The organism is Desulfomonile tiedjei (genome assembly GCA_016212925.1).
Lineage (GTDB): Bacteria > Desulfobacterota > Desulfomonilia > Desulfomonilales > Desulfomonilaceae > JACRDF01.
In genome coordinates, this window is record JACRDF010000002.1 from 70,885 (window position 1) to 91,789 (window position 20,905).

The window sequence follows — 20,905 nt, forward strand, 5'->3', positions numbered from 1 at the left end:
GCCGAAGCATACTCAGGTCACATATAAGGCACTTTACTCTACAGAGACGTTCAATATGTCATGCAACCCGGATTTCATTGCATGAGGCTTCGCAGTTCTGATCGCAGCGTTCCTGATCCGTGGGCAAGCTGTCGATGTAACTAGTCATGACCTTGCAGCGCTCACATGGATTGTACGCAGATTCATGACGCGTCACTCTTCCTCTGATCCGCGAAGACATATGGATTTTAAGGTCCTTGATGTCATTGTACATTTTTAAACAATGACGGATGCTCCATCTCCCTTTGAATACTCTGCAGGTCACCGCATATTGCTCCAGCCACCTTTTTTGGTCCGCCCTCATGGCGACCGCTCCCTTCCGGACAATATGCCTGTCCGCGGCAAGCCACTTTGCCAGATGTACGCTTTTTTCCAGATCCCCTAACCTGTTGAGTAATCGTACTTGACACCCTCACTATGGAAATGTTCCTACGTAATGAGGCGGCTGAAGGTTTTCTTTTCACATTCACAAAATTTAGCATTGACTGATCTGTTCATTAATGCTAGTTTTTTGTCCTTAGAGGTATGGATAATAGGCTGTGAGAGCAGATCGCCTTTACATAAAGCGGATCTCAGGGCGCCGAGTCGGTCCGTCAGCACTGTTAGCGGTTTTCTTTGTAATTTTGCTGAGTGGACTCGTCTTTGGGAGCTATTTCTGCCTGTTTACCCCCCAAGGGTCTCAATTCCCCTTTGCCTGTAATCTTCCGTCCCCGCCCATACCTGCGGGTCCGAACCACGCTTCCAGGCCCATGGCTTCCGAGCCGGGCTCAGATGTCCAGCAGGCCGCCGGTTCCCAGGAGATCCTCGGGGACACAGGCGAAGGCGACACCCTGTTTTCAGTTTTGAGCGCGAATCTGCCGGACGAGGAATCAGCCAAGGAAGTAACGCTGAGTCTGGCCTCGGTCATTCAAAAAGCGCGTGAAAAGACATTTGACGGTCTCACCACGCTTGAGCCCGGAACGAGATACTACATGGTCCTCGACCGGGAAGGACGCTTTCTCCAAGCAACGGTCGAAATTGATCCTTCCAACGTGTTCCACGCAGCAGTTCAGGACGACACGATACGATCCTGGAAGGAAGAAGTCGTACTTGATTTCAGGGTTGAATCCATCTCCTTTCAAGTCAAAGGCAGCTTGGTTAACTCTTTGCTGAGTATTGGCGAAGGGATGCAGCTTGCCGGTGAGTTGACCAAGGTTTTTCAGTGGGATATCGACTTCGAACGAGAGGCCAAGCGCGGTGATCTATGCAAGGTCGTGTTCGAGCGACGTTACGCAGATGATCGCCCTTCCGGATATGGCCGTGTGCTCTACGCCGTTTACGAGGGTAAGCGGACTGGAAAAAAGACGGCTGTACTTTTCAAGAACGAGAAACATAAGGACGAATATTACAGCGAAAAAGGTGAAGCGCTGAAGAAGGATACTCTACGGACTCCGCTCAGGGGAGCAATCCGGGTAACCTCCAATTATGGCCGGCGCTTTCATCCCATTCTGAGATATTGGAAACATCACCAAGGCGTGGACTATGGGGCCCCTAAAGGCACCCCTGTCCAATGCGTCGCGGGCGGAACAGTTACTTTCGCAGGTTGGAAGGGTGATTACGGCAATTATGTCTGCGTGAAACACGACAATGGCTGCGAAAGCCGCTATGGGCACCTCTCCCGTATTGGCGTCCAAAAAGGGCAACGCGTCAAACAGACCCAGGGAATTGGTTTGGTGGGTATGACCGGCCTGGCTTCAGGTCCGCATCTACATTTTGAATGGCTGGTCAACGGCGACCATAAGAACCCGCAGAAGTACAAAATGATCCAAACCGCCCGCTGCGTGGCCGGCCCCTTGAAGAGTCGGTTCGTGTCAATCGCGGCGGAGCGAGAACGGCTGCTCAACCCCGCTCGCGCGACAGCGAACGCACGAGGCGTCCAGGCAAGACTGTCCACTTCCTCTTCCTACCAATAAGCAACTGTCTACCCCTCATTTCGTTTAGCATTGCGGAACCGAGAGTTTGATGCTTGCCTTGAGGATCGTGCGCAACGGTCTTTCGGCGTACATATCACGCGCGTTCGAGTGACAATTGTGAAAAGATCTGTGCCAATCAGCATCCTTACTTGAATACTTGACCTGTTATTTTAGACGCGGTATCATAATTGGGAATTAATATGTCTAAATCACTTGCAGAGGAGCAGCCGCCATGAAGAAGATCCTATTACTGACCGCCATAGTGATGGTGATGGCCTCGGCAGTTCCCGCGCACGCTTTCCTCGACTACCTGTTTTCAGGCGGCTCCAGCAGGGACGCTATAGACAACTCCGCTCTGGGGGACATGAGAGCCTGGTGGACGGGTAATCCTGCCTATCAATTCAATCCGTGGTGGTCCGGCCAGACCCCGGGGGCCAATCAGCCTGGTTCCGGAGGCCAAGCCCCAGGCGCTCAGGGCTCCTATACCGTGGGAGGTCCACAGGGTGCGGTTCAACAATACCAGCAACCCGGCGGGTCCTATTATCCGCCGCAGGCGCCTCAAGCTTATGGCCAGCCCCAGCAAATGCAGCCAGGATACGGGTCTTACGCTCCGCAACCCGGCCAACAATATCAGCTGCCTGTTCAGCAAAATCCAGCGCCTCAGCAATACCAGGCCATGCCTCAGCAGTATCAGGCGGCCCCTCAACAGTATCAACAACCCATGCCGCAACAGTACCAACAGGCTATGCCTCAACAATATCAGCAGGCCATGCCGCAACAATATCAAGCCATGCCCCAGCAACAATATCAGGCGGCCCCGCAATCGTACCAGGGATATGGCCAGTAGTTTGTTGCGAGAGCGGTGTCCTCTTCTTAGGGTTCCAACAATAGAGTTTTCTTTGTATTCTTCGCTATAGCTTCGTCGTTGAACCACCAGTACACAACATCACCCTGCATAAAAGGGCCGATCTGATCTTTTTGGTGTGGATGGAAAGTCCTCCCTGTGATACCAGCGGGTATAACGGCCAATACTTTGTCGTCGTCTCCCAGGTCAGCCACCATTCTCAGGGACGCGGAATTCACCACGGAGAACGGCTCGTTGAACCCATAGATGGCGCGATAGAGCGTCTCGCCCGAACCACCCATCGGGTGGGAACCACCCCCTAGCAGCCCCTTACCGAACCCCTCTCTTCTGATAGGATTCACGATTTCCATTTGATGTACATTGCTCCATCGCCAGCAGTCCGGATCCGAACCATAAGAAGGGGTCATGTCCCGAACTAGCTGAATTGCCGCCTGTTGAAAGAGATCGTCCATTGTTTCTTTTTTCCCAGGCGTTCGGATATCGTCAAACCAAGGTGATTCGCCCTGTTTCACCATGCCGTGGAGACGCTCCTGCCAGTAGTACCAGCTTCCGAGCATGAGCGCGGCTAGGTCGGAGCCGAGTTCATCCTCGAAGACCAGCCGGGCAAAGTTTCGGTAAACACCTTGGAACACCACTGGGGCCGCTGCGTCGAGGTCCTCCTGAAAATTCCACGCTCTCAGAATTTCGCCCATCTTCTTCGTTTCAGGACGGCCAAGGAGGGATTTTGCCATAACAGGGGCAATATCTCGCGCCATAACGTTGTGAACATCTCTCTGGTATTTCCAGTGGTCAGACGGTGCCTTGGGCCCTGGCTCGTCCAGCAGCTCCATTAGCCGTCTGTACCGGTAAGATGGCGACAAATGGTTGGAATAGTAGTACGGATACGAACTGAGCGTCGTCTTGTGGTTGCATGTACCGACCCACCCTCTGGAAGGGTTCCGGCTCTGAGGCATCTTTTCCGGCGGGATCCATCCGACCCAATTGTCGTTTCCGTCACGAACCTCGTATGGCGTGAGGCTTTCACCCTGTGAGCGAATCGGAAGCCGGCCCGACACAAACCAGCCTATGTTGCCCGCTTTGTCTGCAAAGACATAGTTTAGTACGATCATGCTGAGACTCTGGAGAGCTCCCTGTAGCTCATCGACGGTCTTGGACGTAAACAAGTCGGTAAGCCCGATTCGGGGTTCCATTGATTCATTGGCCGCCCATCGCAGCGTTATCACCCTGTTCGTTCGGAGCCCGGGGAGGGTGCCGGATACCACAGGGCCCCGCCTGGTGAAGCGTATACTTGTTTCTTCTTCCCGATAACCGTTCGATGAATCTTTATCCTTGATCCTTAGCGTCTCTTTGACCACCTGGAACGGTAATGAAGTATCCCCTTCCATGTACCTGCCGGAATCTTTGGGATCCAGAGTTTCCACATAAAGGTCCTGACAATCGCCATAAGCGTTGGTAACCCCAAAGGCCAAATGATCCGTCCGGCCTATGGACATTCCCGGTATGCCCGGCACCATGACTCCCACTGCCCTGAACTGGGGAGTGATTATGCCCAGCGGATACCAGATTCCGGGCAGGACCCGTGCGTCGAGGTGAGGATCGTCTGCTACAATGGGCTTGCGGCTGACGGACAGTCGCCCTGCAACTGCCCAATTGTTGCTGCCTTGCAGTGGAGCGACAGAATCCAAGTAATCGCGAAGAACATGGTCGGAAGCCAAGTGTAAGCTCAGGGCCGGTGTATTTTGGGTCGATCGGGTGCCTGGAACGCCGGGGTCATCAGGATTTACGTTAATCGGGAACAACTGTTTAGCCTTATCCAGCCCTAGTTTCTCCACGAGCATCTGCGTAATTATTTCGGTCTGGACGTTCGCTGAAGTGGTCCATGCCATGTAGTACAGCACCGAAAGAGAATCGGATATGGTCCACGTTTCGGGTTTGAGCCCGGATACCGGGAACTCTATCTGGCGGTCCCGGCCGCTTTCGACGAATGCGTTCACGCCGTCCACATAGGCCTGGAATAGGTCCCTGGTCTCCTGATCCAGTATTTGTTCATGCTTGCGTGCCAGGCGATGCATCCCGATGGTCCTCATTCTGATGTCCAGGGCCTTGGCCTTTGGACCCACAAGTTCGGATATCCGGCCCTGCGCGAGCATCCGGGTGAGCTGCATCTGGAACAGCCGGTCCTGGGCTGTTATAAAGCCTTGCGCCGCCACCGCGTCGCGGACGGTTTGAGCCCGCAGGTAAGCCATTCCCTTCTCGTCACGAACCACCTTTACGGGGTGCTTCAGCGCAGAAAGCTTGATGGTCCCTTCTTCCTGATAGGTATTCAGCCACGGGACAACAACAATTGCCGCTATGACCACACAGATGGAGATTGCTCCCGCAGCGACCAGCCCTTTAACCAGTTTGCCTTTCATGTAAGCCCCCTACTTGGGAATCGTACCGACGTCCTCTTAGACCAATGCGCGTTCAACGAAGTGACATTAGGAATGGCCGGCAGGGACCCCGGATCGCGGTCCGGGGCAGGCTCTGGCCGCTACCATAATGCGGTGGCGGCGGGCCTCCGTGCCCGCCATCTTCACTTGTACGAGAGCGCATTGGTATGAATCCCGCGTTTCGCGGGACTGGATTCCGGTTTTCGCCGCAATGACGGTCAGAGCTACCGCATCATGGCAGACGTTCAAAACAATTGCCAAGAATAATGTCCGATTTTTAAGAACGATCTTCGGATTTGGTAGCCACCGGCCTCCGTGCCGGTGGACTATTCGCAGATAAATCAATCACGCCCCTGGCGTGACAGGGACGCCGGACCTACCAGTTCTTTGGAATTTCGCTTTGCGATACGGCCAAAAGTTTTGTTTGGGCGCCGGCCCTACCGTAGCACGGTAGCGACGGCTCTGGCGCCCGCAATGCTCACTTGTATCAGTGGGAATTTGTACGGCGTCGTAAACCGGTCGCTCCATAGCCTCGCCAGCCCTGAAAAAAAGGCGTAGGTAATCTTCCCTTTGCCGGCCTTTGTCAGGATCTCGAAGGCTATATCATGTCCATCGTTGGAAGGGGAGTCCGTATCATTGGGTATGGGTGGTCTTGAGCTTCCCAGCGGCGGCTCGTGCCTGGGCCGTATGCGGGTAATCGGTTACGATCTTCTGAAAGATTATCCTGGCCGATCGGCCGTCGCCCATCTTTTCAAAAGCTTGGCCCTGCTTCAGCAGCGCGCTGAGTTCCTTTTTGGAACCCGGAAACTCTTTAATAACTCTGTCGTACTGGAGGACAGCTTCATCAAAAAGACCTTGGCCGAAGCGCACTTCTCCGATCCAGTAGATGGCATCAGCCGCGTATTGGCTCTTCGGATGTTTCTTAAGGAAGTCCTCGAACAAGGAGACTGCCTGATCCAGCGCACCGCCTCTAAATGCTGCATAAGCGTCACGGTACGCCTTTTCCTCCGGGGAAAGCGGCGTGCTGCGTATCTCAACCGGAGCGGCCGGATCGGGAATCGCAGCGGGTTGGGCTTGACGTTCCGGAGGACCAACAGGCTGGGGCGCGATCTGGCTTGACAACCTGGCTTCCTGAGTTCCACGGGCTGGTGCTTCGGTGGTGCCTTGAGCAGTGCGTTCGGCTCCCAGCCGCCGCTCTATTAATGCCACCCTTTCCTGGAGATTCCTTATGGACTGCTCATTCTCACCCGAAGCCTGTAACCGCTCAATCATTTCCCTGAGACGCTGCACCTCGCCTTCCATGTCTTGCATCCGAGACGTTATCTGCATGGGGACGGGATCAATCTGGGGCACGGAATTGGCCGGCTTGACGTAAGGAAGGGTTGGGCCGGTGGATCTGCTGAGACATCCGGTCAAAGAGGTCACGATCACAAGGATGCATAGCATAGCCACCGAAGTGGCATTCCAGCACGATCGCGACAGCTTTTGGGCTTGAACAAGGAATTCTTTGAACAGCATTACTTCGAAACCCTCAGGTATACCCGCCGGTTCTTTGCCCACGCTGCCTCATTGTGACCGGGGTCTACCGGGATCTCCGAACCGTACGAAACCGTAGAGAACCTATTAGCGGGAATTCCCAGACTAACCAGGAACTCCACAACAGCCCTGGCCCGACGATCGCCCAGGGCGAGGTTGTATTCCGCGGTCCCTCTCTCGTCGCAATGTCCTTCGGACACCAGCAAGACCTGCGGTGAGCTTCTCAGGATTTCGGCATTATATTGAAGCGCGGATTGGGCTTCGGGAGAAAGGGTGTACTTGTCGTAATCAAAATACACGGCTTTGAGATTAGCCTGCACAGCCTGGAGTTGTTGCTCCAATACCGGATGTTGGGGCTGCCAACCGGGACCGGGCTGGCCCTGGCCTGGGCCGGGCTTGACGATTTTGGGCGCACATCCTGAGGCCAGAATACATAGAATGCATACGATGAGCAGTCCGCGGAATGTGTGGCGAGAAAAAATGGCGGACTTCTGGCCGCCCACCGGCGCTCCAGGGCCCCTTATCTGAAGTTCCGGGACCAAGCAGGAGTCTTTCCGGAAATGGGAGAAATGGGAACTTGAATCTCTCCGCGGGCGTCCATGAGGTATATCAATTTCTTTCCGTCCCGATTCGATGTAAAGGTGATCATCCTTCCATCGGGAGACCAGGCCGGGTCTTCGTTGGCCCCTTTGTTGGTCAAAACCCGGAAGTCCGTTCCATCGGTCCTCATAGTGCATATCTGAAACCGCCCGTCGATCCTTGAAGTGAAAGCCAGTAAATCGCCTTGGGGCGACCAGTCAGGATCGGTGTTGTATTTGCTTCCGGCGGGAGTGAGTCTTTTGGGCGGACCCCCTTCGGCCGGAATGACGTAAATTTGCGGTGTCCCGGCGTGGTCGGAAACGTAGGCAATGGCCGATCCGTCTGGCGACCATGTGGGAGAGATATCATTCCCTCTACCGTTAGTCAACACTTTTATTATGTGACCTTGCGGTGTTATTGTAAATATCTTAGGTATTCCTTTAGCACTTAACGATAACGCAATACGACCTCCGTCCGGAGAATACCGCGCAGATGCGTTAATTCCAGGCCTTGCCGATATTGGATACGATCGCAACGTCGCCAAATCCAGACCCCACAGGTCAGGGTTTCGATTCACGTACGAAGTAAAAACGATGCTGCCGCGATCCGGAGACCATTCCGGGGAGAGGTTCAGCGCACCGGTGCGCGTCATTTGCCGAAGATCGTGGCCATCGAAATCCATGCTAAAGATCTCTCTGCTCTGGGAGGCATCCACAAAAGCGATCCTGGAAGAGAAGCACCCCGGGATCTTGTCGAGCTGAGCCATGACATGGTCCGCGAACTTGTGCATGATCTGCCGATGGTCGCCGGTTCGGCCGGTGAACCTTTTCCCCAGCAGCATCTTCTTCATGGGGACTTCGTAAAGCCTCATCTCTGCGACAAGCTGGTCGCCGTTTGCTTGAAAGAAACCGGTTATGAGGGCTTGGGCTCCGGTTTGGGACCAGGACTCGAAGTCCGGCTCACCAGTGGGCGTCCCGGAGGGCAGGGAAGTAGGTTCAACCGTCTGAAACAATCCGGTCAGATACAGGTCGTTCTTGATGATCCCGGCCAGGTGGCGACCATTCAAAGGTCCGGGTTGCGAAGATTGCAGGTCCGCGACCGCGACCGGCATCTTTGCGACTTTCGGCTTGTCGATATCCACATATATCTGGCAGTACACGGGGCGTTCGATGAGGATCATCAGGCAAAGGATAGAAATAACCCGGAAAAAACAGAGCCAGCCAGAGAGGCGAATAATGCGGCAAGTCAGCGCCATTCCTATTGCATTCCCCCTGGTGCGAATCTTAGAGCGAGGCCGCCGGCTTTGCGAATCTTCTCGCTCACATCGGGCGGAATGGCCGGAAAGGGGTCAGCTTGAAAAACCGCCCTGAGAGCTGACTGGTCAAAGACCTGGCTTCCAGAGCTTGCGGCAACGGACGCATCCATCAGATGTCCGTCATCATCAACCTTCACACGGACTTCCGTGAGCCTGCGAACTTGACGAAGGTCTCCAAAAACCGACCAGCGGGAATTGATACGATTGCGGACCTCTTCGAGCCATCGGCGCAGGTTCTCTTCGGCAGCGTTTCCACCATCATTGGAGCCGGACCTTCCGGGATTTTGCCCGTCATTTGCCACTGCAGGAGACGGAGATGCAGCCGTCTTGCGATCTTTCAATTTATCACGAAGCGCGGTTAGCCTGTTTTCCAGATACTTCTGCGGATCTTCCTTCTTATTCGAGGCCGTTGCGTCCGGTTTTTTAGGTTCCGGTTTCTTGGGCTTCTCCACTTGCTCAGCGGGCTTCCTTCTCTTGCGCAAGGGTATCGCGTCATTCTGGGAAGGGGTCATGGCTGCATGCTCCACGACCTGCCTGACAGATTCCGGCGCTTCCTTGGCCATTGGTTCCGGCTCTTCTCGGGGCAGGACAGCAGGCGCCTTTATTGGGCCATGTTCAACCTGCTCCACAACAGCAGGTCCCGGCGCAGCATCCACAAGGTTTATCCGACTGATGACTTCCTCGCTGGGAGCAGGCCGGCGAACCATTGAAAATGATGCCAGAATTATGGCGCACAGGAGAATGGCGTGGAGGCCGGCTGAGAACAGCAGCATCCGCGGAGACGCGCCATAGGAGGATTTGGAAAGGACGCGGATCATCGTGTCGGAGCACGTTCCTGTTGGGGACTGGTGATAACGCCGAGGTTCGGGATTCCTGCTTCCTTTAGCACGGCCATTATTCGGACGACGGTTCCGTATGGAACGTTCTGGTCAGCCCGAAGATAAACGTCGCGAGTGGCGCCTTCTTTGGTGGCCTCCACGATTCTTGACCGAAGTTGGTCTTCCTTCACCGGGACATCGTTCATGTAGATATTGCCCGGGCCGGAGACCGAAATGACCATTTCCTTCTGATTTGGTTCTTTCGGCAGCGGTGTACCTTTGGCCTGAGGAAGTTCCACGGACACGCCTTCCTGCATCATCGGCGCTGTGACCATGAAAATGATCAGCAGCACAAGCATCACGTCAACCAGAGGGGTGACGTTGATCTCGGACATTGCCGTCTTTTTGTTTGAGTTCATGCTGAAGGCCATGAAATGCTCCCTGTCCTATTGTTAAAGGTTGAGTCCTGCATGAAATCGCCGTCTACTTCCGCTGCAAGTATATCCGCTCGATAATGTTGATCAACTCTGACGAGAAGTTGTCCATTTCCGTAGAAATGTTGTTGATCCGGCTCAAGAAGTAATTGTAGAAGATGACGGCCGGTATTGCTGCAGCCAAACCGGCCGCGGTCGCGATCAGGGCCTCTGCAATTCCCGGCGCCACAACGGCCAGTGAGGCGCTTTTCATCACTCCGATTTGCCTGAAAGACTCCATGATGCCCCACACAGTTCCGAAAAGCCCTATAAACGGGGCTGACGAACCTGTGGTAGCCAGGAAACTAACCCCTCTTTCCAGACGGGTCCGTTCCGCGGTGACAGCCTGTTGGAGCGATCGCGTGACGTTGTCCATGCCGGTTCGTTCGTATTCCGGCTCCTGGGATGCCTCGTCCGCGGTTTTTTGGCCTGCTGCCTGAAGCCTCGACAGCCGGTTCAGTTCAGCGTACCCCGCCTTGAAAACCTGGGCCAACGGGCTGAAGGTGAATTGCTTCGCCTCCGCGTATAAAAGGGAGAATTTGCGGGACTCACGAAAGGCGTCAAAAAAAAGCTGGGTGTCCTTGCGCACGCGTGACAAGGTGATGGCCTTGGTGAGAATGATGCCCCAACAAATGACTGAAAAAAGCAGAAGAAGCAGCATGACGCCCTTAACTACCCATCCGGCCCCCATGATTATGTGCCATAGGCCTTGGTCGTTCATTGTGTGTACGGGCAACGCCGTGGCAAATGCCTCGGGCATAGAGAGACTCTCCTTTCTTTCGAATCAAGGATTCCTTAGTCTATTATTGGTCTTAAGTCAAGTTATAACCTGGTTATCAAATATTACACCATTTTTTTAAAGTTCATTCTTATGGCTTTATTCTCGTTGCCATCGACTGATTCTAACAGATCGGCCAGCTTCCGTATAGCAGGGCCGGCGCCGGCCTTTATTGTCCTCCTTCCGGATGTGTATACGCGCTCATGTTTCAAAAACAATTCCAAAGCCTTGATCAAGTATTTGCATCTGAGGTTTCTCATTTATCCGCATTCTTTGCAAGGCGCATGCGGGTTCTCTTCCGGACGGTGGATGCTCTTCAACAGCAGCCACGCCGCCACCGGCACATCCCTTGCGCTACGAACACCAAGACTCCGCGTGGCTGATTTCGCTTCGGAGACCAGCCGTAAGAGCCATGAATTATCTTCATAAGTTGAAAACGCACTCGAATTACGCGAGTGGCTGACACATGTGAAATCCGACAGCCACCGCGCAAAATGCCATATGATTTGTACGTCTGATGTTCGCAAGTTAGTCACAAAACTAAAGACATTTTGTAGGATATTTTGTTCCGGCAGCCTAAAACCGGACGAATCGGCCTCAACCGCAACTTTGAAATAACTTGACAGTTCTATTGATTTTGTTGTATTTTTTAAGAAAAACCTGCGAGGTCGACATGTCCTACCGGATTGTCGTGGCCGATAAAGACCCTCGAAGCCGGGACGAAGTGGCGCGCTATCTCTTGGCTCAAGATAATGAATTTATAAACGTTTCCAGCTCAGGGGAGCTGAAACAGGCCATCAAAAGCCAAAAACCCGACCTTATAATCCTGAACGCAGTCCTTGAGGACGCTCCCGGGTGGCGGTTGGTAACCAAGATCAAGGATTCCAAAGAGTACGCCAATATCCCCATTCTGCTTATGACCGGAGACCCCGGCGGGCCTCCTCCCGCTCAGGTCCACAGCACGGGAGCTGACCGATATCTGAGCAAGCCCATTGATGGCACGGTCCTCAGGCGGGCCGTGGATTCCCTTTTGGGAATTTCCTCTTCCGATGTGGTCGAAGATGCTGACGAAGAAATATTAATTGATTTCACGGATGAAGACTCCGGCGATATGACCGAGGAGTTGCTGGCGATGTCCAATGTCGCCATGCAACACGATGACGGGGGCACCTCGGTGGGCGACACGGTGGAAATTGACACCGGAACCCTGGTGGCCGAACTGGATCATCCGGGAGAGGCAGGAGAGGAGACTTACGAAGACACTGTTCGACTCAACCTGGAAGACATGGGGTTGGAGGATGAGCTGGATGAAGGCAATTCATTCGAACCGACTATTGAGCTGATCTCGGACATCCCGGCAGAGACGCCTGGTGTGGATGAGGAAGCCCTCGATTTGAAGCCTGATTCTGACGAGACGCTACCTGACTTCTCCACAATCGACTCGCAACATGCGTCCCCGGAATATGCGGGCAAGGATTCCGTCACCGTTGATATGGATGTGGACGAACTTGGTCTGGAACTGGACTCCGAGGAAGCGGAGGAGAGCTTGCCCACGGGGCAGAGCGTAGATCTGGACGACACGGAGATCGGGCAGATTCTGGAGGTGCAGGAACCATCGAAAGTATTAACTTCCGAAGATCTTTTCCTCGACGACGACTCTCTGGTAAAGGACACTTCCGCTAGCACAGGGACAACAACCGAAGTCGATGTCATAGATTTGGAGGAAGATACTGAGCTTCGGGAAATTGAGATCGAGGAACTGGAACCCGTGCATGCGGATGAGGAAGCCGGGCTGGGGCTGGATCTCGATGAGAGCACTGATACCATGCCGGTCGAAGACCTGGAAATGGAGCAGTTGGCGAATGAAGATCTTGAGGACGTAACTGTTGGTGAAGTGACCCTCGAAGAAGGTCCGGACCTTGTCTTAGATGTGGAGCCCCGCCTTGAAGCGGCAGAGGGTGAAGATGAGTTGACCCTGGAGGAAACGGGCCCCGAAGAAATCACCACTCAGGAATTTTTCGGAGAAGAACTACCCACCGAGGAGTTTCCTACGGAAAAGTTCCCCGAGGACAAGACCGGTGAAGTGGGGCTGGAGCAGGAAATCTCGTTGGAAGACGTGGCCTTCGAGCAAGAACTGGCGCTTGAAGCACAAACGGCCCCGGAGATCCCTCTTGAGGAATTGACGCTGGACACGGCGTCAGCGGAGGAAATCCTCTTTGAACAAACTCAAGAAGAGGAACCTATGCTGGAGGTGACAGAAGATATTTCCTTCGACGAGATAACGCTTCACGAATTCCCCGAGACGCCTCCCGAGGATGAGATTGCGGAGCCGGCTCCAGCGCCGCCTAGGGAGAAACCCGCGGTCGTCCCGCCATTGGCCTTCACACCTGCTGCGGCTGCGTTTGAAAATGAACCAGCTGTGGCTGTTGCGCCGGAGAAGCCTTGGCAGCCGGAACTCGCGCCGGCGGCACCAGCGCCTGAGGCTGCGCCTCCGACTTCCCGCGCATTCGGACCGGACATTGCCGAAATCGTGGCCGCTGTTACCGGCTCCAAAGTTGGCGAAGCCATGCCCACAAGGGCTCAGTTTGCTGAATCGGTAGACACCGTGATGAAAGGCGAAATGCCCAGCAAGGACGAGCTTTTCGAGGCGTACAACAAGGCCGTAAGACCCGCTGTCCCCTCCAAAGAAGAGGTTTTGGAGACCGTTGTCAAGGGGATTGCAGCTTCAATCCCTAGCCGTGAGGAGATCTCCTCCAGGATAGACCAGATGATAGCGGCCCAGCTTCCTTCGCGAGAAGCAGTGGCTCAAAAGGTGGATAACGCGATCAAGGATGCCTTGCCTTCGCCGGAAGAAGTCATGGCGCGCTTGGACAAGGTATTGCAGGAGCTTCCTTCCGCTGAAGAAATCAACACGCGGTTCGACGGAGCCATGGGCGCGTTACCGACTTCAGAGGACCTGTTGGAACGCATCGAAACCGCGTTCAAGTCTTCCGTACCTGAGGAGGACATCCGGAATCGTTTTCAGGAAGCCATTGCCACACTCCCCATGCTTGAAGCAATCAACGAAAGGCTCGACAAAATCATATCTCCGGACCTGTTCAACTCGAAGGTTGGGGCAGCACTGGAGGCCTTGCCGACCAAAGAGCACATCGAAACGCGCCTGGAATCCGGATTCGCTGCGATCACGTCCGACATGGTGCTGGCCCGCCTGAATCAGGCCTTGGAGGCCTTTCCTTCATCTGATCAGGTGATGGACAGGCTCAGCCAATCTCTTGACGCAATGCCTTCCGCGGACGCTGTCCTATCCCGCGTGGAACAGCGGATGACCTCGTTGATGCCTACTAAGGACGAAATAACCGCAACCGTGCGCGAGGTACTTGCCGGTAAAGTTGAAGCGACTTTCTCAGCGGCTGAAGTCGAGGAAGCGCTGGCCAAGGTGCTTCCCACCACAGACCAGATTCTGGATGTAATGAGGGGCGCTTTGCCGGAGCGGGATCGCTTCCAGGAAATCCTCACTCAGAGCCTCGCTCAAGCGATTCACGAATCCTTGCCCGAACGCGTCTGGCTCGAAACCGTTTCCAGAGGACTTTTCGATGAGAGAACCCGCGGGTCCCTCCCAAAGAAGGAGGAAGTAGTGGATCTACTGAGGCATGAAATCCGCGGCAAACTCCTGGAGGCGGTGGAGAAAACCGTCCGAGAACAGATCGAAAAGATCAGCACGGACCTGTCTTCCTGACACCGGAAATAGAACGGCGGGCGTCCGTGCCCGCCAAACACCCGTAAGCCTGCCGCTCGCACCGAGTCTTTCACGCCGACGGCCGCAAAGCGAATATAGAAGTTCTCGAAATTAATTACGGATTGAATTGTGGGTGTCCCGCCAACGCGGGACTGGCTTGTCCAGCAGTGCGATTCTATTCGGACAGAACTTTTGAGAAAGACTATATTAGCTCATTTCTCAATTTGTTGAAGGGGATCGGTACCAACGAAGGGGGTCAGGCTTGGCGAGGGCAGACTACGGCTGTCTTGCGGCGTTTCCCCGCGTCAAATCTGCCTGACCGGAATCAGAAATGAGCGAAAGACTACTTTTCAAGCGCCGCCAGAATCGGGCAATTCGCGCAGGGGAGCGTCCGCGAGGACAAGGCATTCAATTGGGATTTAGCATTTCGCGGCATCCTGCGTCCTCGCCTGGAGATTTCCAGGCATGTTTTGCGGGTCCAGCGACCCTTCAGCGGCTTGCATTCGATAAGCTCGTGAGCGTCCAACCAAGCTTGGGCGTCCGTGTAGACCATAACACTCTCCCTACAAACCTAGAACCATACTCGCAAAAAAAGGTAGCCCAAGTACCTCCACCATAATCAAAAAGCATAAGAAAAATGAATTCAGTTTCTAGTATAGAGGAGTTATCCGGGAAGTCAAGAAATTTCCCACCCGTAATTGAAACGGCCAATTCACCAGAGCACCTGTCGCGGGTCTTGGGGAGCCCCCTTATTCCAATGCGCATTTAAAAGAATAAATTACGGGGAGAACCTTTTTGGACGGAAAAGTTTCCCCCGTAAGTTGCCTGTCTGAAAGCAAGTACGTGTGGCGGGTCTTGGAGTTTTTGGGTCGGCGTAAGCATGAGAACCGGCAGGACCGGTACCGATCCATTACGCCCCGTTCAAGATGTTCAGATCCTGAAGCAGCTTCTTGACGGCCGTGTACGAAGGCGCCTCGGAAGGGATCTGTAACAGGGGGACACCCTGGAGATCCAGGTTGACCAGCGTATCATCGTACGGAATAACAGCCTCGGGAGAATAGGGCAGGCGTTGGATCTCGGTTTGAGTCATTTCAGGAAGGTCTTCAAGGGCTCCCTGAGCACGGCTTATCACCAGATGTTTGTTGTGAACCCGGCCTCCCAGTTCATCTATCAATTCCACTATGCGCCCGATGGTCCTCAGGCTCCTGGGAGCGGGGTCGGAAATGATAAAAAGATGGTCGACCTCTTCTTCGGTTCTCCGGGAAAGATGCTCCAAACCCGCTTCGTTGTCGATGACCACAAAACTGTAGTTGGAGGTAAGGCGCTGAATTATTTCGCGCAAGATGTTATTGGCCATGCAGTAGCAACCAGGCCCTTCCGGGCGTCCCATGGAAAGGAAGTCAAGATCCTTGGTTTCTTCCAATGAGGCCTGGATCTGGTACTCCATGAATCGATCCCGTGTCATGCCTCCGGGAATATCTTCCCCGGCCTTCCGTGTTTCTTCTCGCACACAACCTACGCTTTTGGGCTCCCTGATACCGAGCACTTCATGGAGGTTGGAGTTGGAATCGGCGTCGATGGCTAAGATAGGCTTTTTGCCCCTTTCAACCAACGCCTTGATAACCAGAGCGGTAAACGAAGTCTTTCCGACTCCGCCTTTGCCTGCAACGGCCAATGTTTTTCCCATTATGAGTCCTCTCGCCGCTGGAAGGTTTTGTCGTTTCCAGCGGATAAATTTCTATCGAAGCGAGTCGATGCTCAGCCTCTCTTCCAGTTCGGAAAGCCGGGCATAGACTGTTTCGGTCTGTCCTACGGTGAGGCCTGCACAGCCACAAGCAGGTGTCACCAGCAGTCTTTGCGTCAGGGCGCCGCGGTCCAAACCGCTTCTTTCCAGCAGATCGATCCCTGCCTTTATCCTGCGAATAATGTCATCGGCAGCCTCTTGTTCAACCTTTTCCGTATTAGGGACTGCTCCCCATGCCAACACGCCCCCTCGCTCCAGAAAACCGGCCAGTTGAGGAGCGTAAATGGCCAAGGAGCCCATGTAGTCCACCGCATCGAAGTTTATTATTCGAGTGGCCGTCTCCATCAGAATACCCCAATCGGTGTTCCCGCAACAATGGACGCCTGCAATCCCTCCTCTGTCCGCAACCATCGAAATAACGTCATCCAGTGATTCAATCACGTCGCTCTTAGACACTCCGAGAAAGGCCGATGAGCCGTACGCGCTCAGGCTGGGTTCGTCGAAAAAGACAATTACGTTTTCCGCAAAGGGCTTGAACGTTTCCAGAAGCCACACTGCCTTTAAGCCCATCCCTTTAACCGCCACGTCTCTGAACAGAGGATGATAGAAAATCGGTTTTCTGTTCTCATCCGTCACAGTCAGGCCGAAACTGAGAGGGCCTGTGACCTGTACCTTTATGAAGTCGCACTTCGCCAGCCGCCCGCGCAGCCGCTCCAGGAACGCGTGAATTCCCCTGCCGTAATCCGGACCGATAGCGAAGTCTTCTACCGCGGCCCCTTCCATTACCTGGAAATAACCCTCGTAGAACCTCTCCACATCCGAGAGAGGATCGCCCGACGTATCGAAAAAATAGTTCAAATTGTCCAAATCTACTTTGAATCTCGGCAGACCCTCGGTGTACTGTATCCACATCTGCTCCCTAGGGTCTGACGCGGACAATTGCGGCGCATGGGGAGCAATCTTGAGGCTTTTACAAATCATATCCACAGCCTGCCCTGCATCGCTGTGAGGCAGGCTCCCAACAGCTGTTACCAACACTCCGGGAATCCGGAGCGTATCTTTGAAATTGTCCATAGCTACCTCGTAGTCCCCCGAAAAAGCAATTTCCACCCTCAGCATCCCAACCGCGCCTATCGATCAAAGCGCATTGGCCGGCAAAGAGGGGGCACCGAAAAAAGAATCGAACCTCAATATGGGCGATGCGGAGTCAAGAATGCTCCGCTCTGTCCATCAACTTAATTATTACTGCCGTGATCTGTCAAGGCGACCGATCTGTTCGATCCCCGACGACGGGCGAGTAAACTTTGCTGCCGCTCGGTCGCATTCCGATAAGTGAGCGATCCCACCATCGGTCCGCGGGGCTCGTTTCTTTAACTTACCCATGTTGACGAAAAACGCGCCGGATAATATGCTGAGTGCGCGACGACACATATTTTGCACAGAGACTTCGATGACCTCCCGACAAATAATTTGGATTCATCAGTCCACTTTTACGTACCGCCTGGATGCTCCGGAAAAAATCCTGGAGACCATCTGGTGCGAGCGCCGTGGATGGGGATATCTCCGCAGGAGGGACCTGTGGATCGAAACCGATTTTTCCTCGGAAGAGTTAGAGACTTGGGGGTACGAACCCCTGGAGCCTCAGTCTGAAGGCAAAGCCCAATCCTGCCCCTCCTGCGGTATGTACATCTGTTCCATTCCGGGCGCGCTTGTCGCCAAACACTTTGCGGAGTGCCGAGGCGGCGGCGAGAATTGGCAGAGGTTTGAAGACATACTCGTCGAGGATCAGCGACGCACAAGATACGAGGCAAAGGTTCTGGCCGAAAAGCTTAGGCTGGAGGCGGAGTTGGCCGATATGGAAAAACGGGAGCGGTTTGACAAGATCAAGGAGGAACAATCGGTTCGTCAACTCCGGAAAGATCGTAAAGCCAGGCTGAGACGCGAAACCAAAGAAGAGTGGAAGTCTCGCTAATGCCCGCTGCAATTCAGCGTGAGAAGTCGCCACCAATTTGACGGCCGCCCTGCAAAAAGCCCGGGGTTAATGTAAAAAAAAAAAGGGGACGTCTCGCGTCCCCGTGGATAAGGAGGAATTGGGGTTTTGTGGAAAGAGGGGATCCCACTTTATCCCCTCATCTGTGATCAGGAGCTTGCCGCCGGCCAGCGGTGACATCTTGCCTGACTGGGTTGAACTTTCTCAGCCTTTTGTCTGGCCCTCGTCCGTGGGCTGAGATACTTGCTCGTAAAATAAGCGCGTTATGTAATAAAACTCAATTAATCTTCAGGTTTGCTCGTTTATGTCTTTCCGGCAGGTCTCATCCGGATGAAGTCTCCTCACCAATATCCCCCGAACGTGGGGGTCTTCGGCTCACCGGCAAAGGGCCCGTAGTAGTAGGACGAGCCGAAGGGAGTGCTCAGGACGCCGGAGATCAGCCTGAAAGGCATCTCAAGGGCCTGGGACACCATACCTGTAGGCGGTACGGTTGGAGTGTAATAAGCCTGCGGCATTTGCATCATGAGCGGCACCCGGCCGGCTGAAGGCGGATAGGGATAGGGAGCATACCTGGGTGCGTAGGAAACCGGTTTGCACTTGGTGATGCGTGCAGGAGGACAAGTGTACGCCCCGCACATGGGAGGCCCACAGGAAGGCGGCGGGCAAGCCGGGGGAGCACACATTGGAGGCGGACCGCAAGGCCTTGGGGGAGGCGGAGCGAGTATGGCCGACATCACAGCGGCAGGAATTCCTATACACGCGCCGCAAATGCTAGTGCATGCCCCGAGTATGCCTCCGCATAATGCGAACGGAGAAGGTGGCCCACAGGTTGGAGGAGGACAGGACGGTGGAGCACAGGGCGCGGGAGCACACGTATATGGTGCCGGACCACAGTACGACGGCCCGCTCGCCAGTCCCTGAGAAGCGATTGTTGTGAAAAGCAGACAAAAAAGGCACAAAACGACAGCAGCGACTCTTAGCACCATACCTGATCCTCCTTTGTTCAGATCCTTCATATAAGACTTGAGGGCGTAGGCTCAAGCTAAGGATACTGAATTTAGCCCGTTGTGGGGCTTCGTTGAAACGTGGCTTTAACATGCCCCCCCACCCCTGTCAAGCAAAAAGATTTGATTGTATAGAGTTATAATTAAAGGATGGGTGACCGATGACTTGAGCTGTATATCATGCTGATTTTGAAAGAATTATTACAACATGTTTTTTCGGAATTATTCGGATTCCTATGGCCCCATCAAGAAAGATGGGTGACGCCAAGTAGTATTATGTGTTAAGGGAACAATCAACGACCAGAACTGGAGGGGAAACGTAGTAATAATGAATAAGCCATTGTTTTTAGCCACTATTCTCTTAGTGCTGGTGCCGTTCCAGTGCTTCCCCCAACAGGATGTGGTGGACCCGTACAACCAAGGCGTGGAAGCTCTCAGGCAGGACCGGCTGGACGATGCCATAGCCCTGTTCACCAGAGCCGTGCAACTAGATCCGCAGGACCATCTGGCCTACAACAACCGGGGCGTGGCTCACAAGAGGAAAGGCCTGTTGGAGAAATCATTGGCCGATTACAGCCGCGCGCTCGAAATCAAACCCGATTACGGGCCCGCACTAGCCAACCGAGGGACTGCGCGATACAAGAAGGGAGACCTGGACGGGGCATTAGAGGACCTGAATAAGGCCCTCAGATACATTAAAAAGGACAGCGTAATCTATACGACTCTTGGTTTGGTGGAGCGGGACAAAGGGCAGACTGACCAGGCCATTAAGGACCTCCGACAGGCTATCGCTTTAAACAAGAAGAACTTGAGGGCCTATCTGGCTTTAGGTGAGCTTTATGAGCGTCACAAGGTTTACGACAAGGCCATGGAATCGTATATGAAGGTCGGGGAGCTAACCCAGGGACGAGGTGGCACCAAGGAAATTCAGGATAGGGTAGCAAATCTCCGGAAACTGGCGGGAGAAGACCTGCACCGCCGGGGTTTGGACCAGTATCGCCAAGGTAACGAAAAGCAAGCCCTGGCGCTGTGGAGTGACGCGCTGAAGATCGACTCGGGCCTTGTGCCCGCGCTGCGCGATCGAGGCTTGACGCTCCACAAGAGCGGCAAGTTTCAAAAAGCGATAGATGATTTTACCGCCGCGCTGGACAAGGACCATTCCAACGCTGAACTCTATCGGGTGAGGGCCGACGCGTACTACAAAATGAAGCAGTCCGATAAGGCCATGGCAGATTATAACAAAGCCCTCGAACTGAGTCCCGGTGATGCGATAGGGTACAACAATCGTGGTTTGGTGTTCCACGAGTGCGAACAACTTGATCGGGCAATGGAGGATTACACGAAGGCGATTTCGTTGGAGCCGACTAATTCAGTGTTTTTTGAAAACCGGGCGCTTATATATTTGGCCAAAGGACTTGAGCAAAAGGCCCTAGCCGACTATGAGTCGGCCTTGCAGCTAACCACGGACGAGAGAATTAAGGAAAACATTCGGGAAAAAATCTCGGCATTGGGCAAGAGGAGCGAGGAGCAGTCGACCGCGTCGGGTTCCGGAAGCAGACCGTAGGCACCGTAGCCGAGACGGTTTGTTTGACGCCTCCGTACAGTCCGCAATTGGAGTCCCTAGGGGATTGAGGGGGGCGCCTG

Annotated in this window: 15 protein-coding genes; 5 read left to right on the forward strand and 10 right to left on the reverse strand. The window is 54.1% G+C overall.

Going from position 1 to position 20,905, the window contains the following annotated elements; translation table 11 throughout:
- Window positions 1-578: 578 nt before the first annotated feature.
- Both HY913_00410 and HY913_00415 read left to right on the forward strand, forming a co-directional pair.
- A complete protein-coding gene (locus HY913_00410) occupies window positions 579-1,991 on the forward strand; it encodes a M23 family metallopeptidase (protein ID MBI4961714.1) in 1,413 nt (470 codons plus the stop codon).
- A 232-nt stretch (window positions 1,992-2,223) separates the two neighbouring features.
- Window positions 2,224-2,838, forward strand: coding sequence for a hypothetical protein (locus HY913_00415; GenBank protein MBI4961715.1), 615 nt, complete (start codon window positions 2,224-2,226; stop codon window positions 2,836-2,838).
- Window positions 2,839-2,864: 26 nt separating this feature from the next.
- On the opposite strand, the gene HY913_00420 is transcribed toward HY913_00415, so the two are convergent.
- The 7 genes from HY913_00420 to tolQ all read right to left on the reverse strand — a co-directional run bounded on the left by HY913_00420 (window position 2,865) and on the right by tolQ (window position 10,769).
- On the reverse strand, window positions 2,865-5,270 hold the full coding sequence (locus HY913_00420; protein MBI4961716.1) for a penicillin acylase family protein: 2,406 nt from the start codon (window positions 5,268-5,270) through the stop codon (window positions 2,865-2,867).
- 651 nt (window positions 5,271-5,921) lie between these two features.
- Entirely contained in the window at window positions 5,922-6,848 is a 927-nt protein-coding gene (ybgF, locus tag HY913_00425; protein ID MBI4961717.1) for a tol-pal system protein YbgF, read from the reverse strand.
- On the reverse strand, window positions 6,806-7,306 hold the full coding sequence (pal, locus tag HY913_00430) for a peptidoglycan-associated lipoprotein Pal (GenBank protein MBI4961718.1): 501 nt from the start codon (window positions 7,304-7,306) through the stop codon (window positions 6,806-6,808). Before pal ends, ybgF begins: the two co-directional genes overlap by 43 nt.
- A gap of 38 nt (window positions 7,307-7,344) precedes the next feature.
- On the reverse strand, window positions 7,345-8,658 hold the full coding sequence (gene tolB, locus HY913_00435; protein ID MBI4961719.1) for a Tol-Pal system beta propeller repeat protein TolB: 1,314 nt from the start codon (window positions 8,656-8,658) through the stop codon (window positions 7,345-7,347).
- A gap of 2 nt (window positions 8,659-8,660) precedes the next feature.
- A complete protein-coding gene (locus HY913_00440) occupies window positions 8,661-9,536 on the reverse strand; it encodes a cell envelope integrity protein TolA (protein MBI4961720.1) in 876 nt (291 codons plus the stop codon).
- The gene (gene tolR, locus HY913_00445) at window positions 9,533-9,967 is read right to left on the reverse strand and encodes a protein TolR (GenBank protein ID MBI4961721.1); all 435 of its coding nucleotides are present in this window, start codon (window positions 9,965-9,967) and stop codon (window positions 9,533-9,535) included. The genes HY913_00440 and tolR overlap by 4 nt, the downstream gene beginning before the upstream one ends.
- Window positions 9,968-10,019: 52 nt before the next feature.
- Window positions 10,020-10,769, reverse strand: coding sequence for a protein TolQ (gene tolQ / locus HY913_00450; GenBank protein MBI4961722.1), 750 nt, complete (start codon window positions 10,767-10,769; stop codon window positions 10,020-10,022).
- A 691-nt stretch (window positions 10,770-11,460) separates the two neighbouring features.
- Here tolQ and HY913_00455 point away from each other — a divergent pair.
- Window positions 11,461-14,523 (forward strand): response regulator, encoded by a 3,063-nt coding sequence (locus HY913_00455; GenBank protein ID MBI4961723.1) that lies wholly within the window; start codon window positions 11,461-11,463, stop codon window positions 14,521-14,523.
- Window positions 14,524-15,433: 910 nt separating this feature from the next.
- On the opposite strand, the gene HY913_00460 is transcribed toward HY913_00455, so the two are convergent.
- On the reverse strand, window positions 15,434-16,210 hold the full coding sequence (locus tag HY913_00460) for an AAA family ATPase (protein MBI4961724.1): 777 nt from the start codon (window positions 16,208-16,210) through the stop codon (window positions 15,434-15,436).
- A 51-nt stretch (window positions 16,211-16,261) separates the two neighbouring features.
- On the reverse strand, window positions 16,262-17,341 hold the full coding sequence (locus HY913_00465; protein ID MBI4961725.1) for a hypothetical protein: 1,080 nt from the start codon (window positions 17,339-17,341) through the stop codon (window positions 16,262-16,264).
- A 376-nt stretch (window positions 17,342-17,717) separates the two neighbouring features.
- Here HY913_00465 and HY913_00470 point away from each other — a divergent pair, with 376 nt between their 5' ends.
- Entirely contained in the window at window positions 17,718-18,239 is a 522-nt protein-coding gene (locus tag HY913_00470) for a hypothetical protein (GenBank protein ID MBI4961726.1), read from the forward strand.
- A 359-nt stretch (window positions 18,240-18,598) separates the two neighbouring features.
- Here the strand turns inward: HY913_00470 and HY913_00475 are convergent, their stop codons facing one another.
- Window positions 18,599-18,781 (reverse strand): hypothetical protein, encoded by a 183-nt coding sequence (locus tag HY913_00475; GenBank protein ID MBI4961727.1) that lies wholly within the window; start codon window positions 18,779-18,781, stop codon window positions 18,599-18,601.
- A gap of 808 nt (window positions 18,782-19,589) precedes the next feature.
- Between HY913_00475 and HY913_00480 the strand changes: the two genes are divergently transcribed.
- Window positions 19,590-20,825: a tetratricopeptide repeat protein gene (locus tag HY913_00480; protein ID MBI4961728.1), complete on the forward strand. Its 1,236-nt coding sequence runs from the start codon at window positions 19,590-19,592 to the stop codon at window positions 20,823-20,825.
- Window positions 20,826-20,905 lie beyond the last annotated feature (80 nt).

Coding starts and splice junctions, on each gene's coding strand:
- HY913_00415 (MBI4961715.1), top strand. CDS start 2,224: ATGAAGAAGATCCTATTACTGACCGCCATAGTGATGGTGATGGCCTCG.
- HY913_00420 (MBI4961716.1), bottom strand. CDS start 5,270: ATGAAAGGCAAACTGGTTAAAGGGCTGGTCGCTGCGGGAGCAATCTCC.
- tolB (MBI4961719.1), bottom strand. CDS start 8,658: ATGGCGCTGACTTGCCGCATTATTCGCCTCTCTGGCTGGCTCTGTTTT.
- HY913_00440 (MBI4961720.1), bottom strand. CDS start 9,536: ATGATCCGCGTCCTTTCCAAATCCTCCTATGGCGCGTCTCCGCGGATG.
- tolR (MBI4961721.1), bottom strand. CDS start 9,967: ATGGCCTTCAGCATGAACTCAAACAAAAAGACGGCAATGTCCGAGATC.
- tolQ (MBI4961722.1), bottom strand. CDS start 10,769: ATGCCCGAGGCATTTGCCACGGCGTTGCCCGTACACACAATGAACGAC.
- HY913_00455 (MBI4961723.1), top strand. CDS start 11,461: ATGTCCTACCGGATTGTCGTGGCCGATAAAGACCCTCGAAGCCGGGAC.
- HY913_00460 (MBI4961724.1), bottom strand. CDS start 16,210: ATGGGAAAAACATTGGCCGTTGCAGGCAAAGGCGGAGTCGGAAAGACT.
- HY913_00465 (MBI4961725.1), bottom strand. CDS start 17,341: ATGGACAATTTCAAAGATACGCTCCGGATTCCCGGAGTGTTGGTAACA.
- HY913_00470 (MBI4961726.1), top strand. CDS start 17,718: ATGACCTCCCGACAAATAATTTGGATTCATCAGTCCACTTTTACGTAC.
- HY913_00475 (MBI4961727.1), bottom strand. CDS start 18,781: ATGATGCAAATGCCGCAGGCTTATTACACTCCAACCGTACCGCCTACA.
- HY913_00480 (MBI4961728.1), top strand. CDS start 19,590: ATGAATAAGCCATTGTTTTTAGCCACTATTCTCTTAGTGCTGGTGCCG.